Source organism: Corynebacterium marinum DSM 44953 (genome assembly GCF_000835165.1).
Lineage (GTDB): Bacteria > Actinomycetota > Actinomycetes > Mycobacteriales > Mycobacteriaceae > Corynebacterium > Corynebacterium marinum.
In genome coordinates this window covers 256,020-270,959 of the sequence record NZ_CP007790.1, presented here as the reverse complement: position 1 = coordinate 270,959, position 14,940 = coordinate 256,020, and the positions used below count along the sequence as shown (strand labels likewise).

Genomic DNA, 14,940 nt, shown 5'->3' with positions numbered 1-14,940 from the left:
GTAACATCTTGTGGACCATGACCATGAGAAGGCTGCGTTCCACACCCATTCCAGGCACGCGAGACGAGTACACCGGAGTCGACTTCAACCTCGGCTTCCACGTCCGCTCCTACCATCTAGACCTCAACTACCGGGTCGGCCCGAACAACCTCAGCGGCATAGCGACGCTGCAGCTGGACAACTGGCGGCCCCTGAAATCCATGACGCTGGATCTCGCACCCAGCATGCGGGCCACCCGCATCATCGCGCAGGGCACCGCAGGACACACCGTGAAGGTCCTCCGCTTCCGCCAGTCAGGCGGCAAGCTGCGTATCACCTTCGCCCAGGAGATCCCGGTGGATTCCGAGTTCTCCCTGGTCATCCGCTACTCCGGCACCCCCGGCCCGATCCACTCGCCGTGGGGCGACATCGGTTGGGAGGAACTGGAGAACGGTGCCCTAGTCGCCTCGCAGCCCAACGGCGCACCCAGCTGGTTCCCCTGTGACGACACGCCAGATGAGAAGGCGCGTTATGAGATCATCGTGACCACCGACAACCCCTACGTCGTCGCCGTCAACGGCACCCTGCTGTCGAAGCAGACCGCCGGATCGCGCACCACCTGGCACTACCGGATCGGCCACCCCATGGCCTCCTACCTGGCGACCATCCAGATCGGCGAGTACACGCAGCTACTCCTCTCCGAGCCCGGTGGCGTCCCAGTCCGCGCCTGGGTCCCGGCCGAACTTCGGGAGTCAGCACGCGAGGAGTTTGTTGACCAGTCCCGCATGCTCGCCCTCTACTCCGAGTTGTTCGGCCCCTACCCCTTCAACTCCTACTCCGTCGTCGTCACGGAGGACGAGCTGGAGATCCCCCTCGAAGCCCAGGGCCTGTCCATCTTCGGCGCCAACCACATCCAGGGCGACCACACCTGGGAACGCCTCATCGCCCACGAACTGTCCCACCAGTGGTTCGGCAACTCCCTCGGCCTGGCCCAGTGGAACGACATCTGGCTCAACGAGGGCTTCGCCTGCTACGCCGAGTGGCTGTGGTTCGAGCACTCCACCGGCCGCCACGCCGCAGACTCCGCCCGCGAGCACTACGCCGAGATCGCCGCTCAGCCGCAGAACATCCTCCTGGCGGATCCCGGCCCGCGCGACATGTTCGACGACCGCGTGTACAAGCGCGGCGCCCTGACCGTCCACGCCCTGCGCACCCTGCTCGGCGACGCCCCCTTCTTCCGCGCGCTCCGCCGCTACGTCGCCGCCGGCGCCCACTCCGTCGTCGAACCCGTCGACCTCAAACGCGAGATCCTCGCGGAGGCCGCGACCCTGGGCATCCCCGAGGACGAGGTCAAGAACCTCTGGCGCGCGTGGCTCCACCAGCTCGAGCTGCCCCCCTTCCCGGAGCCCCGCAGATGAGATCACTGAGCCACCAGCGATGAGATACCTGACGCTCGCCACCGCGATCGCGGGAATCTCCGGCTTCGTCGTGATTATTGTCGCGGCCTGGGCGCTAGGCGACGACGCCGCCCTGACGACTGACTTCAACGCCTACTGGGGCCTGTTCTTCGCTGGTACGGGTGTGCTCACGGGCTTCATGCAGGAAACCACCCGGGCGGTGTCCGTCTCCCGTCGCGACGAGACCGGAAAAACGGCGGGAGGAACGGACGTCGACAAGCGGGACTACGCCCGACCGTTGCTTGTGGCGGCCGGAATTGCGCTGCTCGCCGGAGTCTTGATCGCGGTGACCGCCCCGGCATGGATGCACCTAGTTCTGGGTACCCACCAGGGAATCGGAGTGGGGCTCCTCGCGGTCGGTCTGGCCAGCTACGCAATGCAGGCGGCAGTCTCCGGCGTGCTGTCGGGCTGCCAGTTATGGAGGCAGTACGCAGTGCTGGTCGCGGTCGACTCGGGAATCCGCATGGTGATCGCGATTATCGCCTGGCTAGCGGGGTGGGGAATCCTGGCCTTCCTGGTGATCACGGTGGTGGGGGCAGGCACGTGGGTGTTCATCGCCGCCTCCTCGTCGAAGGTGCGGGCCACGCTGCGTTCCGCGGTCACCGACGTCTCTCCCCGGGAATTCCTGCGCCAGGGTGGCACAGCGATGGCCGCTTCCGGCGCCACGGCGGTGCTCATCACCGGCTTTCCCACGCTCGTGCGGGTCACCAACCCTGACACCACCGGGCAGGCGGTGACCGCCGCCGCCGTCATCTACGCTGTGACGCTCACCCGTGCCCCGCTACTGGTTCCTCTGCAGCAGTTCCAGTCGGCGATCATCGTCCGTTTCGTACGCCATCAGGGGCACCCCTTCGCAGCACTCGCCGCTCCGGTGGGCCTGGTGTGGGCGGTGGGCCTGACTGGCTCCGGCGCGGCCTGGCTGCTCGGTCCGTGGTTGATGGAGACCATCCTGCGCAACGAGATATTCGCGGTGCCCGGCCACCTCTTGGCCGCTTTCACTCTTGGTGCGGCATGCACCGGAACGCTCATGGTCACCGGTGCAGCCGCGATCGCCGTGAACCGGCACGACTTCTACCTGAGCGGCTGGATAGTAGCCACCGTCGTCGCCGTCAGCCTGCTGCTCGGGCCCTGGGAACTGGCTACCGCCGCAGCTCTGGCCCTGATCGTCGGCCCACTGAGCGGTCTGTTCATCCACGCGGCGGGCCTGCTGCGCGCGCCCCGCGGAGCAGCGGAGCTGCCCGTATAGTGTGAAGGCATGACAAGAATGCTGGTTACCGGTGGAGCCGGGTTCATCGGGGCGAATTTTGTGCGGCACACGCTCGCGCATCACCCCGGTTACTCGGTCACTGTGGTTGACAAGTTGACGTACGCGGGCAACCGAGCAAACCTCGCCGGGCTGCCCGAGGACAAGGTGAGCTTCGTCGAAGGCGACATCTGCGACGCCCCCCTGATGGATCAGCTGGTCCGCGACAGTGACCTGGTGGTCCATTTCGCCGCGGAGTCGCACAACGATAATTCCCTCGACGACCCCTGGCCCTTCGTCAACACCAATATCGTGGGCACCTACACCATCCTCGAGGCGGTCCGCCGCCATGATGTGCGGCTGCATCACGTCTCCACCGACGAGGTTTTCGGCGACCTCGCGCTCGACGACCCCCACCGTTTCACGGAGACCACCGCTTACGCCCCCTCCTCGCCCTACTCGGCGACCAAGGCCGGTTCGGATCACCTGGTGCGTGCCTGGATCCGCTCTTTCGGGATCAAGGCGACCGTGTCCAACTGCTCCAACAACTACGGCCCGTACCAGCACATCGAGAAGTTCATTCCCCGACAGATCACCAACATCCTCTCCGGGCTGACCCCGAAGCTCTACGGTACCGGCGAGCAGGTCCGGGACTGGATACACGTCGACGACCACAACACGGCCGTCCACCTCATCCTGGACAAGGGCCGCCTCGGGGAGACCTACATCATCGGCGCGGACAACGACCACGTGAACAACAAGCAGGTCATCGAATTGATCTGCGAGCTGATGGGCCAGGACGGTTACGAGCATGTCGCCGACCGCCCCGGCCACGACCTGCGGTACGCCATGGACTCGACCAAGCTCCGCGAGGAGCTCGGCTGGGCCCCGCAGTACACCGACAACGACACCGGCATGCGCGAGGGGCTGTCCCAGACCATTGAGTGGTACCGCGACAACGAGGACTGGTGGCGTACGGCCAAGGACGGCGTCGAGAAGCAGTACGCGAAGCGGGGCCAGTAGATGCGGATCGAATCCACCCCGGTCGAGGGGCTGCTGGTCGTCCACCTCGACGTTCACGGCGATGAGCGCGGCTGGTTCAAGGAGAACTGGCAGCGGGCGAAGATGACCGCCGCGGGTCTACCGGATTTCGGCCCGGTGCAGAACAACATCTCCCTCAACGCGGCCAAGGGAGTCACCCGCGGGCTGCACGCCGAGCCGTGGGACAAGTATGTCTCCGTGGCCACCGGCGCGGTCTTCGGCGCCTGGTGCGACCTGCGGGAAGGATCGCCGACCTTCGGGCGGACCCACACCCAGGAGATCACCCCCGGCGTGGCCATCTACGTCCCCCGCGGGGTAGCCAACGGTTTCCAGGCGCTGGCAGAGAACACCGCCTACACCTACCTGGTCAACGACCACTGGTCGCCCGAGGCGCTGTACTCCAACGTCAACCTCGACATGATCGACTGGCCGCTTGAGCCCACGGAGCTCTCCGCCAAGGACGAAAGTCATCCGGCCCTGGCAGATGCCGTTGCCGTCCCGCCCCGCAAGATCCTGGTCACCGGCGCGGACGGTCAGCTCGGCCGCGCCCTGCGCGAGGTTTTCCCGCGGGCGGAATTCTGCACCCGTGCTGAACTGGACATCACCTCACCCGAGCTGGCCGACGCCCGCCCGTGGCGCAGCTATTCCGCGATCATCAACGCCGCGGCCTACACCGGCGTCGACGCCGCCGAAGATGACCGCGCCGCCGCCTGGGCGGTCAACGCCGCAGGACCGGCCAACCTGGCCCGCGTGGCGGCGGAGAACAACCTCACCCTGGTGCACGTCTCCTCCGACTACGTCTTCGACGGCACCCGCGGGAACTGGAGCGAAAGCGACCCGCTGAGCCCACTGGGCGTCTACGGCCAGTCCAAGGCCGCCGGCGACCTAGCCGCCGCTGTTGCGCCGCGCCACTACATCGTGCGCACCAGCTGGGTGGTCGGGGAGGGCAAGAACTTCGTCGACACCATGGCCAGCCTCTCCGAACGCGGCATCGCCCCCAGCGTGGTCGATGACCAGGTCGGGCGTCTGAGCTTCACCGGCGAGATCGCCGCCGGCATCCGGCACCTGCTCGACACCCGGCCGGACTACGGCACCTACAACCTCAGCAATTCCGGGCATCCGGCTTCCTGGGCGGAGGTGGCCATGGCCGTCTACGCTTCCACCGGCCACGATCCGGCCGATGTCACCCCGGTGACCACTGCGCAGTACTTCAGGGATACACCGCATGCCCCGCGCCCGGCCGACAGCACCTTGGATCTGTCGAAGATCACCGCCACCGGCTTCACCCCCACCGACTGGCGGGTGGGGCTGGCGCTGCACCTGGCCAACCGCGACTGAAAGGAACCTTTCCCCGTCATGAAGGGCATTATCCTAGCCGGAGGTTCCGGCACCCGGCTCTACCCGATCACCCGGGGTATCTCGAAGCAGTTGATGCCCATCTACGACAAGCCGATGATTTACTATCCGCTGACCACGCTCATCCAGGCCGGCATCCGCGAGATCATGATCATCACCACGCCGGAGGACTCCGATGCTTTCCGCCGTCTGCTCGGGGACGGCTCCGACTGGGGAATCCGGCTCAGTTACGCCGTTCAGCCCTCCCCCGACGGTCTAGCCCAGGCATTCCTCATCGGCGAGGACTTCATCGGCGATGATTCCGTCGCGCTGGTCCTCGGCGACAACATCTTCGACGGCCACCAGTTCTCCTCCTCTCTCCGGGGCTGCCTCGATCCGCAGGGTGGCACCGTCTTCGCCTACGAGGTCTCAGATCCGGAGCGTTACGGCGTCGTGGAGTTCGACGAGAACGACACTGCTGTATCCATCGAGGAGAAACCCGCCCGCCCGAAATCACATTACGCCGTGGTCGGGCTGTACTTCTACGACAACCGGGTCGTCGACATCGCGAAGTCGATCACGCCTTCCGCGCGCGGCGAGCTGGAGATCACCAGTGTCAACGAGGCATACCTGGAACTGGGGGAACTCAAAGTCAAGCGCCTGGACCGGGGCGATGTGTGGCTGGACACGGGAACCATCGACTCGATGAGCGAGGCGTCGGCCTACGTCGAGGTCATTCAGAAGCGCACCGGCAACATCATCGGCAGCCCCGAGGTCGCCGCGTACCGCTCAGGCTTCATTACCGCCGGGCAGCTGGAGAAGCTCGCCGGCGCCCTGCTGAAGTCCGGGTATGGACGCTACCTGCGCAACGCCGTGCGCGAGGCCTAATGCGCACTCCCCCGCACGTTCAGCGGGGGCGTCGGGAAGCGAAGACGCCCAGCAGAAGCATGCTCAACCCGTAATAAGCGCGGTAGACAGCGGCGACCGCACGGGATTCGGACATCGCACCCAGGTTCGGGTTGTCGATCCGGTGCTCCATATGCGCGAGATACTCAGCGCCCGACACCTTGCGCACGGGCTGTACCTTCTTCCGGAGCCGGAAAGTTTCCGGCAGACCCCGCAACAGAAGCCCCAGCGACTTCAGTTTCAACCGCAGCCTCCCCTCCTTCGCGGCGATCAGCCACAGCGCCAGGTTCACCGCGAGGATCTGGGGTGCCAATACTGCGATGACCGACGTCGGCCACACGCTGAGGATCAGGACATGGCGGTTGCGTTCGATGTAGATCCACTTGTAGTCGCCCTTGGCGTAGTCGTAATCGTGGGTGACCGACGTCCCGTGGCACAACCCGACCCGGGCACCGGCCAGCAGGAGCCGGGCGCTGAAGTCCGTGTCCTCGTGGTACATGAAGTAGGTCTCTTCCATGCCTCCAAGCCTGCGCCACCATTCAGTGCGGACCACCAGGCACGCGCCGGAGGCGACGGAGATGTCCGACCACCCCTCCGACAGCTGCGGCAGCTCCCCGAGCCCCTCCACCCAGGACAACGCAGAGATGTGCAAGGCGTTGCCGGCAGAGTTGATGGTGCCGTCCGGCAACAGCAGGTACGGCATCCATGCGGCGTAATCTGTGTCGACGCCCGAGCGCAGCGTGTCCAGCAACTTCGGATCTTCCACCAGGGTGTCAGGGTTGAGGAAGAAGAGCAGATCGACGTCGTCGACGACCGCTTCCGCACCGATATTGCAGCCGGCGGCGAAACCACCGTTGTCGTGCTCGACGATAATCACTCCGTGTTCGCGGAGAGCCTCCCCGGCAACCCCCTCGAGCACCCACGGCCTCTTGTTGTCCACGACCACCACACGGTCGCCCTCGCGCAACTGATCCGCGAAGGAATCAACAAGTCTCACGACATCGCGTTCATGGCCGTAAGAGACGATGACCACCCCGATCCGGGCAGCTGCGGTGTTCTCCGACATCTACGGTCCCTTCAAGTATGCGGCATATTCTCCAGGTAGCATACCGTCGCCGGTACACCGGGCCGAGGTAACTCGGCACCCCGACCACCCTGCTCCAGGGTCGCCCCGGGTGCCTGCACTCCTTTTCCCCGGGACTGCACTAGGCTCAGCCCCATCATGGATGTCACAATTTCCCCTGATTTCTCGGACACGTGGCTAATCGTCCCCTGCTACAACGAAGCCACCGTGATCCGGGAGGTCCTCAGCCACGCCCGCGAGACTTTTCCCAACATCGTCGCCGTCAACGACGGTTCCGCCGACCACTCGGCCCAGGAGATCCACACAGCCGGCGCTCACTTGGTCAATCACCCCGTTAACCTGGGGCAGGGCGCCAGCATACAGACAGGGGTGGAGTACGCCCGCAGCCAGCCCGGTGCACAGTACTTTGTCACCTTCGACGCCGACGGCCAGCACCAGGTCAAGGACGTCGTGCGGATGATCGCCCGCCTACGGGAAGAACCCGTGGACATCATCGTGGGCACCCGCTTCGGCCGCCCGCGCGCCGAGGGCGATCAGGTGCCCTGGATCAAACGAGTGGTGCTCAAGACCGTAGTCCTGCTCTCCCCCACGACCCGTAAACTGGGTCTCACCGATGCCCACAACGGACTGCGCGTGTTCAATAAGAAAGTCGCCGACGAGATGAACATCCGGATGAACGGTATGTCACATGCTTCGGAGCTGGTCTCTATGATCGCCGAGCAGAAATGGCGGGTGGCCGAGGAACCCGTCGACATCCTCTACACCGAATACTCGATGAGCAAGGGCCAGTCGCTCATCAACGGCGTGAACATCCTCGCCGACGGACTTCTGGCCAGGAGGCTCCCGTGACCATCATCCTCTTCCAGATCCTGCTGCTGCTGGCCACCTTCATGCTGGTCGTGTACTTCCTGTCCCGCCGACGCAAGGCCCGCGCCAAAGCCGGGGTGAAACTCGGTTTCGTCCTCTTCATCGTCGCCGCCGTGTGGGCCGTCCTGCGCCCGGACGACCTGACCGTCCTCGCCAACTTCGTCGGTGTGGACCGCGGCACGGACCTGCTTCTCTATGTGGTGGTGGTCGCGTTTCTGTTCACCACGTTGTCCACGTGGATCCGCTTCCGCGAGCAGGAGCTGCGCTACGCCCGCCTCGCCCGGGCGGTGGCACTGCAGACCGTGGTACTTCCGGCAGTGTCGGGGGCCGATGAGGACCGTGCTGCCCGATAGCCCGGTCCCTCTCACCACCGATCGCGGTGTTTGACCCCGGCACGCCCCATCAAGCCCGGGAGCGGAAGTACTCCACGGTCTGGGCCACGCCCTCCTCGATGGGGGTCAACGGCTCCCAGCCGAGGACCTCACGCGCCCGCCCGAAGGCCAACGCCGAACGCGGCACATCACCGAGGCGGGCCGGCGCCAGCTCCGGCGAATCCGGTGCACCGGCGGCCGCGGCGACCAGGGAGTGCAGCTGACGGTCGGAGGTCTCCACGGACGTGCCGATGTTGAAGCGCATCCCGGACCCCTTCTCCCCCGACGCCAGGTAGAAGGCACGCACCACATCGCCGACGAAGACGTAGTCGCGGGTGTTGGAGCCGTCGCCGAAGACCCTCGTGGGCTGACCTGCCAGCAGATGCTGGGCGAAGATGGCCACCACACCGGCCTCGCCGTGCGGATCCTGGCGCGGGCCGTACACGTTCGCCGGCGCGATGTGCGAGCAGTCCAGCCCGTAGAGGTGGCGGAAGGTGTTCAGGTACACCTCGCCGGCGTACTTGCTGGCCGCATACGGCGAATGCGGGTCGACGGGCACGTCCTCGGAGACCGGGAACGTCTCGGGCGTGCCGTAGATCGAGCCACCGGAGGAGGTGTGGATGATCTTGCGCACCCCGTGCCTGCGGGCGGCATCCGCCAGGCGGATCGTGGCGAGGATGTTGGTCTCGGCGTCGTGGAGGGGGTCCGCGACGGAGGCGCGCACGTCGATCTGCGCGGCGAGGTGGAAGATCACCTCGGGGCGGTGCTTCTCGACGAGCGCGTCGAAATCCACGTCCAGCACATCGGCCTCGACGAAGGTGAGGCGGCCGGTGGCCTGCGCCCCGGCGAGGTTGTCCAGTCGTCCGTGGGAGAGGTTGTCCACGACGACGACGTCGTGGCCCTCCCCGATGAGCAGATCAACCAGGTGGGAGCCGATGAAACCGGCGCCGCCGGTGACGAGAGTATGCATGCCCGGAACTCTAGCAGCGCCTCCGTGAATCATCCGGGGATCGGGGTGCGGGAGAGGATCAGCTGGCGGCGATCACAGCCCCCACGTGTTCGTGGCCCCGCTGGTTCAGGTGGAAGGGCAGGTGCGAGCGTCCGCTTCCGGCGTCTACCGGTGAGGTCCACATCCGCAGGCTGTCCGGGGCGCAGATACCGGTATCGGCGGTGGAGGGCTTGAGGTCGAGGAACTCCACCCCGGTGGCAGCTGCCAGGTCGCGCTGCCACTCCTGCGCCTGGCCTTCCCAGTAGTTTACGACCGGGAGGGGGATTTTCGTCGCGCTACTGCCGGGCAGGTGCGCCAGGCAGATGAAGTCCCCGCCCGCGATGGTCGTGTACCCCACGATCTGCACTCGTGCCTGGGGCGCCGCCGCGCGCACCCGCTGGATCTGTTCGGTACCGGCTGCCAGGAAGCGCTCCCTGGTCTCATCCTCCGGGCGGGTGGCGTTGGAGTAGGTGTCGTTGAATCCCAGGGTGACGATGACCCGCGCAGTTTGCGGCCCCAGCGCCCCCTCCTCCAACGCCCTATCAACCTGCCACTCGAAAAGCTCGTCGTTGGGGAAGAGCGCCGAGTTCCGGGGGAGTACCGTCGCCCCGTTGCAGGAGTGGTCGTACACGGCCAGGTTGAGGGTCTCCGCCGCACGGATCCCGTAGTTGTTGAGAGATCTGGGGCAGATGCCCTCGATGTCGCCGGCGGAGCTGCCGACCGAGCCGACGCCGATGCCCTCACGGGAACTCGCTGAGGCCACTGACCCGGACAGGTCCACAGGCTCCCCGGAGCTGTTCTCGTTAGCAAGGTAGATGCCCAGGGGTGGATCAGCCAGGACCGAGTCACCGAAGATGACGAGGTTTTTCTCCGTGTCCGGAGCCGCGTGGGCGAGGCCTGCGGCCGGGAGGAACCCCGCCACCAGCACGGCGAGCAGCAGCGGGCGCAGGGCCAGGGGGAAGCGTGTTTTCAGGAACATGGGTCATCCTCGGAGATCGGTGTTTACCGGAAGAATTCGGCAACGATTCTTGCGTCCACTCTAATGCGAGCGGACTCCCCGGGTGCAGGAATCCGCCCCCGGTCGCCGGGGATACTAATGGCCGCGCCGGATCCATTCCTCCAGGTGCGGGGCCTCGGCTCCGACGGTGGTGTGGTCGCCGTGGCCGGTGCGCACGATCGTCTCAGCCGGCAGGTCCAGGACGGAGGTCTTCAACGACTCGATGATCGTGTCGAAGGAGGAGTACTTGCGCCCCGTCGCCCCCGGACCACCCTGGAAGAGGGTGTCGCCGGAGAAGAGCTCCCCCGGTTCGGGCAGGTAGAGGCAGCAGGAGCCCGGCGAGTGCCCGGGGGTGTTGAGCACCCGCATGTCCGTGCCGGCGATGTGGAAGACCTGCTGGTCGGAGAGGTTCTCGTGCGCCACGCCGGCGTGGGTCTCGTCCCACAGCATCTGGTCGCCGGGGTGGACGTAGATCGGGGCGTCGAGTTTCTCGGAGAGCTCCGGGGCGACCGTGATGTGGTCGTTGTGGGCGTGGGTGCAGATGATGCCCCTGACCTTGCGTCCGGCCACCTTCTCGATGATGGGTGCGGCGTCGTGGGCGGCGTCGATGATGAACACCTCGGAGTCGTCGCCGACGATCCAGATGTTGTTGTCCACGTCCCACTCGCCGCCGTCGAGGATGAACTTCCCCGATGTCTCGACGTGGTCGATGCGCAGCCCGCTCATTACAGGACCACCACCGATCGCAGGACGTCGCCGCGTTTCATCGTGGCGAAGGCCTCTTCGACCTCACCCAGGGCGATGCGCTCGGAGACGAACTTGTCCAACGGGAACTGGCCGTTGGCGAAGAGCTGGGTGTAGGCCGGGAAGTCGCGTTCCGGCAGGCAGTCGCCGTACCAGGCCGGCTTCAGGGAGCCGCCGCGCCCGTAGAAGTCGATGGCGGGGATGTCGATGCGCGAGGTCAGGTTGGGCACGCCCACCATGACCATGCGTCCGGCGTGGTCGCGGGAGTAGAAGGCCTGGCGCCAGGTGGGCATGATGCCCACGGCGTCGATGGCCACGTCGGTGCCGAAGCCACCCGTCAGCTCGCGGACGGCCTCGATGACCGCGTCCTCGTCCATGCCCTTGGAGACGATGGTGTGCGTCGCGCCGAACTCCCGGGCCTGCTCGGTCTTGCGCTCGTCCAGGTCGACGGCGATGATTGTCGCCGCCCCGGCCAGCTTGGCGCCGGCCACGGCAGCCATGCCCACGCCGCCGAGACCGAAGACGGCCACGGACTCGCCGAGCTGGATGTCGCCGGTGTTCACGGCGGCGCCGAGGCCGGCCATGATGCCGCAACCCAGCAGGCCGACGGCGGCCGGGTCGGCATCCGGGTTGACCTTCGTGCACTGGCCCTCGTGGACGAGGGTCTTCTCGGCGAAGGACCCGATCCCCAGGGCAGCGGTGAGTTCGGTGCCGTCGGTGAGCGTCATCTTCTTCGATGCGTTGTGGGTGTTGAAGCAGTTCTTCGTGTCACCCTTCTTGCAGGCGCGGCACTCGCCGCACACGGCGCGCCAGTTGAGGACGACGAAGTCGCCGACCTCGACGTGGGTGACGGCTTCGCCGATCTGCTCGACGACGCCGGCCGACTCGTGGCCCAGCAGGAAGGGGTATTCGTCGTTGATGTCGCCGTCGCGGTAGGCCAGGTCCGTGTGGCAGACGCCGGTGGACTGCACCTTGACGACGACGTCGTTCGGGCCCGGATCCGGGATGACGATCTCGGTCTGTTCGACCGGGGCACCCTTGGTGCGGGCGATGATGCCGGTGACGGTGGTACTCACTTAAGTGGTCTCCTCACGTTGGTGGTTGTCTCGGTGGATCCGAGCCTACCTATTCCTGACGTGGGAGGATCCCGGGTGAGAGCTAGGATCCGGCGATCGCATTCGCAACATGCTCGTGGCCGCGGTGGGTCATGTGGATCGGCATGTTGCCGGGGCCGGCGTGGAAATCGAGGACGCCGGCCCAGTTACGCATGTGGTCCGCGGCGCACATGCCGCGGTCCCGGGTCGAGGGCTTCATGTCCAGGAACTCCGTGCCGGTGGCGTATGCCAGATCACGCTGCATGTCCTGTGCGAGACGCTCCCAGCGGCCGACCTGGGGCAGGTAGGTCCGGTCGTGGATGTTCGCCCCGAGGTGGACAAGGCAGGCGTGGTCGTTGTCGGTGACCGTGGCGTAACCGACGATCTGGATCCGCGCGTTCGGGGCGGCGTTGCGGATGCGCTGGATCTGCGGGCGCATGGCGTCGACGAAGCGGGCGCGGATCTGCTGGTCGCTCTGGCTGTCGTTGTTGTAGGTGTCGTTGAAGCCGGTGGTGACCACGACACGCCCGGTGGCCGGGGTCAGCGCCCCGGTGGCCAGCGCACGGTCAACCTGGGTGGAGAACTGCGGCCCCGGGGAAATGGACGTCGTGCCGGCGCAGGAGTAGTCCCAGGCAGGCATGCCCAGCTTGTACGCCGCGCGGACGCCGTAGTTGTTGGCCGAGGTCGGGCACTGCTGGAAGCTGCTGCCGGAGCTTTCCGACGACCCCGAAGAACCCAGCGAACTCAGCGAGGAGGTCGAGCTCGCCACACCGAGGCGGTTAACCAGGTACTCCGGCGTCGGGGTGTCGGCGATGATCGAGTCGCCGAAAACCACCAGGTTGCGTTGCTGAGCCTCCGAGGCAGGTGCTGCCACGACGAGACCGACGAGCATCAGCAGGGAGGCGAGCGCCGCCAGAAGGCGGCGGGGGGCGAACGGGGCGTTGAGCATGTGGGGTCCTTACGGTCCTGGGTGCCGGTTGCTGCCCACCAGTGTCCGCCACCCGGGCGATTTTGTCACTCGAGTCACAGCGGCCACACCAGTAGGGTATGGAAGGGTCGCAGAACACTTTAGCGCGGAGCAATATTTAAGGCATCATCAGTATATGGAGATATGTAGGCTCAAGAAACTATGGTTATCGACACCCCGTCCCTGAAGGAGCATTTCCACGTGCCATTCACCGACCGCTTCCACGACACCGCCGTCACCGCACGCGCCCTGGGAGAGTTCGTCCCGGCGGTGCTGCGTTCCGGCATCCTCAGTCTCCGCGGCGGCCCGGCGCAGGCCGGCGCCCTGGGCCGGTACTGGTTCACCACGGCGCGGGAGGTTGAGCAGGGGAACCTGGCCACGCCGCACCGTCTCGCGCTCATCGACGACGACGGCGAGCTCACCTACCGCCAGCTCCGCGAGAACTCCCGCACCCTGGCCCGCCACCTCCTCGGTCTGGACCTCGACGAGATCCGCCTCGGCGTCCTCGCCCGCAACGGCCGCGGCATCATCTACCCGCTCGCCGCCAAGGGTTACGCCGGCGCCAGCATCTACCTCCTGAACGTCGGCTCCTCCCTCGAGCAGCTCACCGGCTGCATCGAGGAGAACGGCATCAACGTGCTGGTCCTCGACGACGAGTTCCTCGAGCGGCTGGATCCGGCGGTCGTCGAGAAGCAGGACCTGCACGTCATCGTCGGCCACCAGAGCCGCGGGCACGAGGACCACATCACCCTGCGCGACATCGTCGACCGCCCCTGGGTCACCGAGAACGTGTCCCTGCCGGCCCTGCCGAAGCACGGGCCGATCGTCCTCATGTCCTCCGGCACGACCGGCATCCCCAAGGGCGTCATGCGCCCCGAACCCAGGCTGCCGCTTGTCCTCGCGGGAATGCTGAAGAAGGTGCCGTGGCGCGCGGACATCCGCGTCCAACTGCACGCCTCCCTGTTCCACACCTGGGGCTGGAGCGCCGTCAATATCGCGCTGGCGGCGCGCGCCACCATCGTCACCCACCGCGTCTTCGACCCGGAGCAGGTGCTCCGCGACATCGACGAGCACCAGCTGGAGGCCATGGTCACCTCCCCCGTTTTCCTCAAGCAGATCCTCGAGGTCCCGGACAACGAGAAATACGACACCTCCCACCTCGAGTTCATCGTCTCCTCCGGCCATTCGCTGAACCCGCACCTCGTGCGGCACACCCAGGAACGCTTCGGCCCGATCCTCTGCAACGTCTACGGATCGACCGAACTCACCCTCGCCTCCGTGGCCTCCGCGGAGGAACTCGCCGCAGATCCCACGACCTCCGGCAAGGTCGCCATCGGCACGCAGCTGAAGATCCTCGACGACAACGGGCGGGAAGTCCCCACCGGCACCGTCGGGCAGATCCACCTGCGCAACTCCACCACGCTCACCGGCTACACCAACCCCGGCATCCCCGTGGACAAGGTCGGGGAACTCGTCCGCATCGGTGATCTGGGCTACCTCGACGAGGAAGGCCACCTCCGCGTGCTCGGGCGTATCGACGACATGATCATCGTCGGCGGCGAAAACGTCTACCCCGGCTCCGTCGACGCCATTCTCGACGCCATGCCCGGTGTTGCCGACGTCTACTCCGCCGGAGTCGAAGACGACGTCACCTTCCGGCGAATCGCCGCCTGGATCGTCCGCGAGGATTCCGCCCGCGGTGCCGCGCTGACCGCCGACGACGTCCGCGACCACGTCCGCGAGCGGCTCGCCGAACACTCCATCCCCCGCGACGTCCACTTCATCGACGAACTCCCCCGCAACGCCACCGGCAAGGTCATGCCCCGGTTCCTGCCCGACAGGTAGGGCCGCCGTAGACGGCCCGCTG

The 14,940-nt window shown here is 66.3% G+C and carries 14 protein-coding genes; 8 read left to right on the top strand and 6 right to left on the bottom strand.

The window, feature by feature from the left end:
• Positions 1–23: 23 nt before the first annotated feature.
• Genes B840_RS01330 through rfbA form a run of 5 tightly spaced genes read left to right on the top strand, consistent with a single transcriptional unit; the run spans position 24 to position 5,943 of the window.
• On the top strand, positions 24–1,397 hold the full coding sequence (locus tag B840_RS01330; RefSeq protein WP_188656881.1) for a M1 family metallopeptidase: 1,374 nt from the start codon (positions 24–26) through the stop codon (positions 1,395–1,397).
• 19 nt (positions 1,398–1,416) lie between these two features.
• Positions 1,417–2,682, top strand: a complete 1,266-nt coding sequence (locus B840_RS01325) for a membrane protein (protein ID WP_042620629.1) — start codon at positions 1,417–1,419, stop codon at positions 2,680–2,682.
• A gap of 9 nt (positions 2,683–2,691) precedes the next feature.
• Positions 2,692–3,702 (top strand): dTDP-glucose 4,6-dehydratase, encoded by a 1,011-nt coding sequence (gene rfbB, locus B840_RS01320; protein ID WP_042620628.1) that lies wholly within the window; start codon positions 2,692–2,694, stop codon positions 3,700–3,702.
• The gene (locus B840_RS01315) at positions 3,703–5,058 is read left to right on the top strand and encodes a sugar nucleotide-binding protein (protein WP_042620627.1); all 1,356 of its coding nucleotides are present in this window, start codon (positions 3,703–3,705) and stop codon (positions 5,056–5,058) included. It abuts the gene before it with no gap.
• A gap of 18 nt (positions 5,059–5,076) precedes the next feature.
• On the top strand, positions 5,077–5,943 hold the full coding sequence (rfbA, locus tag B840_RS01310; RefSeq protein ID WP_042620626.1) for a glucose-1-phosphate thymidylyltransferase RfbA: 867 nt from the start codon (positions 5,077–5,079) through the stop codon (positions 5,941–5,943).
• Positions 5,944–5,962: 19 nt separating this feature from the next.
• On the opposite strand, the gene B840_RS01305 is transcribed toward rfbA, so the two are convergent.
• On the bottom strand, positions 5,963–7,027 hold the full coding sequence (locus B840_RS01305) for a glycosyltransferase family 2 protein (protein ID WP_042620625.1): 1,065 nt from the start codon (positions 7,025–7,027) through the stop codon (positions 5,963–5,965).
• Positions 7,028–7,183: 156 nt separating this feature from the next.
• Between B840_RS01305 and B840_RS01300 the strand changes: the two genes are divergently transcribed.
• Positions 7,184–7,894: a glycosyltransferase family 2 protein gene (locus B840_RS01300; protein WP_042620624.1), complete on the top strand. Its 711-nt coding sequence runs from the start codon at positions 7,184–7,186 to the stop codon at positions 7,892–7,894.
• On the top strand, positions 7,891–8,265 hold the full coding sequence (locus tag B840_RS01295) for a DUF2304 domain-containing protein (protein ID WP_084602700.1): 375 nt from the start codon (positions 7,891–7,893) through the stop codon (positions 8,263–8,265). Before B840_RS01300 ends, B840_RS01295 begins: the two co-directional genes overlap by 4 nt.
• A gap of 49 nt (positions 8,266–8,314) precedes the next feature.
• Here B840_RS01295 and B840_RS01290 read toward each other — a convergent pair whose 3' ends face one another.
• The 5 genes from B840_RS01290 to B840_RS01270 all read right to left on the bottom strand — a co-directional run bounded on the left by B840_RS01290 (position 8,315) and on the right by B840_RS01270 (position 13,055).
• The gene (locus B840_RS01290) at positions 8,315–9,253 is read right to left on the bottom strand and encodes an NAD-dependent epimerase/dehydratase family protein (RefSeq protein WP_042620623.1); all 939 of its coding nucleotides are present in this window, start codon (positions 9,251–9,253) and stop codon (positions 8,315–8,317) included.
• 58 nt (positions 9,254–9,311) lie between these two features.
• A complete protein-coding gene (locus B840_RS01285; protein ID WP_042620622.1) occupies positions 9,312–10,250 on the bottom strand; it encodes a GDSL-type esterase/lipase family protein in 939 nt (312 codons plus the stop codon).
• A gap of 114 nt (positions 10,251–10,364) precedes the next feature.
• Positions 10,365–10,994: an MBL fold metallo-hydrolase gene (locus tag B840_RS01280; RefSeq protein WP_042620621.1), complete on the bottom strand. Its 630-nt coding sequence runs from the start codon at positions 10,992–10,994 to the stop codon at positions 10,365–10,367.
• Positions 10,994–12,088, bottom strand: a complete 1,095-nt coding sequence (locus B840_RS01275; protein ID WP_042620620.1) for an S-(hydroxymethyl)mycothiol dehydrogenase — start codon at positions 12,086–12,088, stop codon at positions 10,994–10,996. The genes B840_RS01280 and B840_RS01275 overlap by 1 nt, the downstream gene beginning before the upstream one ends.
• Positions 12,089–12,170: 82 nt before the next feature.
• Positions 12,171–13,055, bottom strand: a complete 885-nt coding sequence (locus tag B840_RS01270; RefSeq protein ID WP_042620619.1) for a GDSL-type esterase/lipase family protein — start codon at positions 13,053–13,055, stop codon at positions 12,171–12,173.
• A 180-nt stretch (positions 13,056–13,235) separates the two neighbouring features.
• Between B840_RS01270 and B840_RS01265 the strand changes: the two genes are divergently transcribed.
• A complete protein-coding gene (locus B840_RS01265) occupies positions 13,236–14,918 on the top strand; it encodes an AMP-binding protein (RefSeq protein WP_084602698.1) in 1,683 nt (560 codons plus the stop codon).
• The last annotated feature ends 22 nt before the right edge of the window (positions 14,919–14,940 follow it).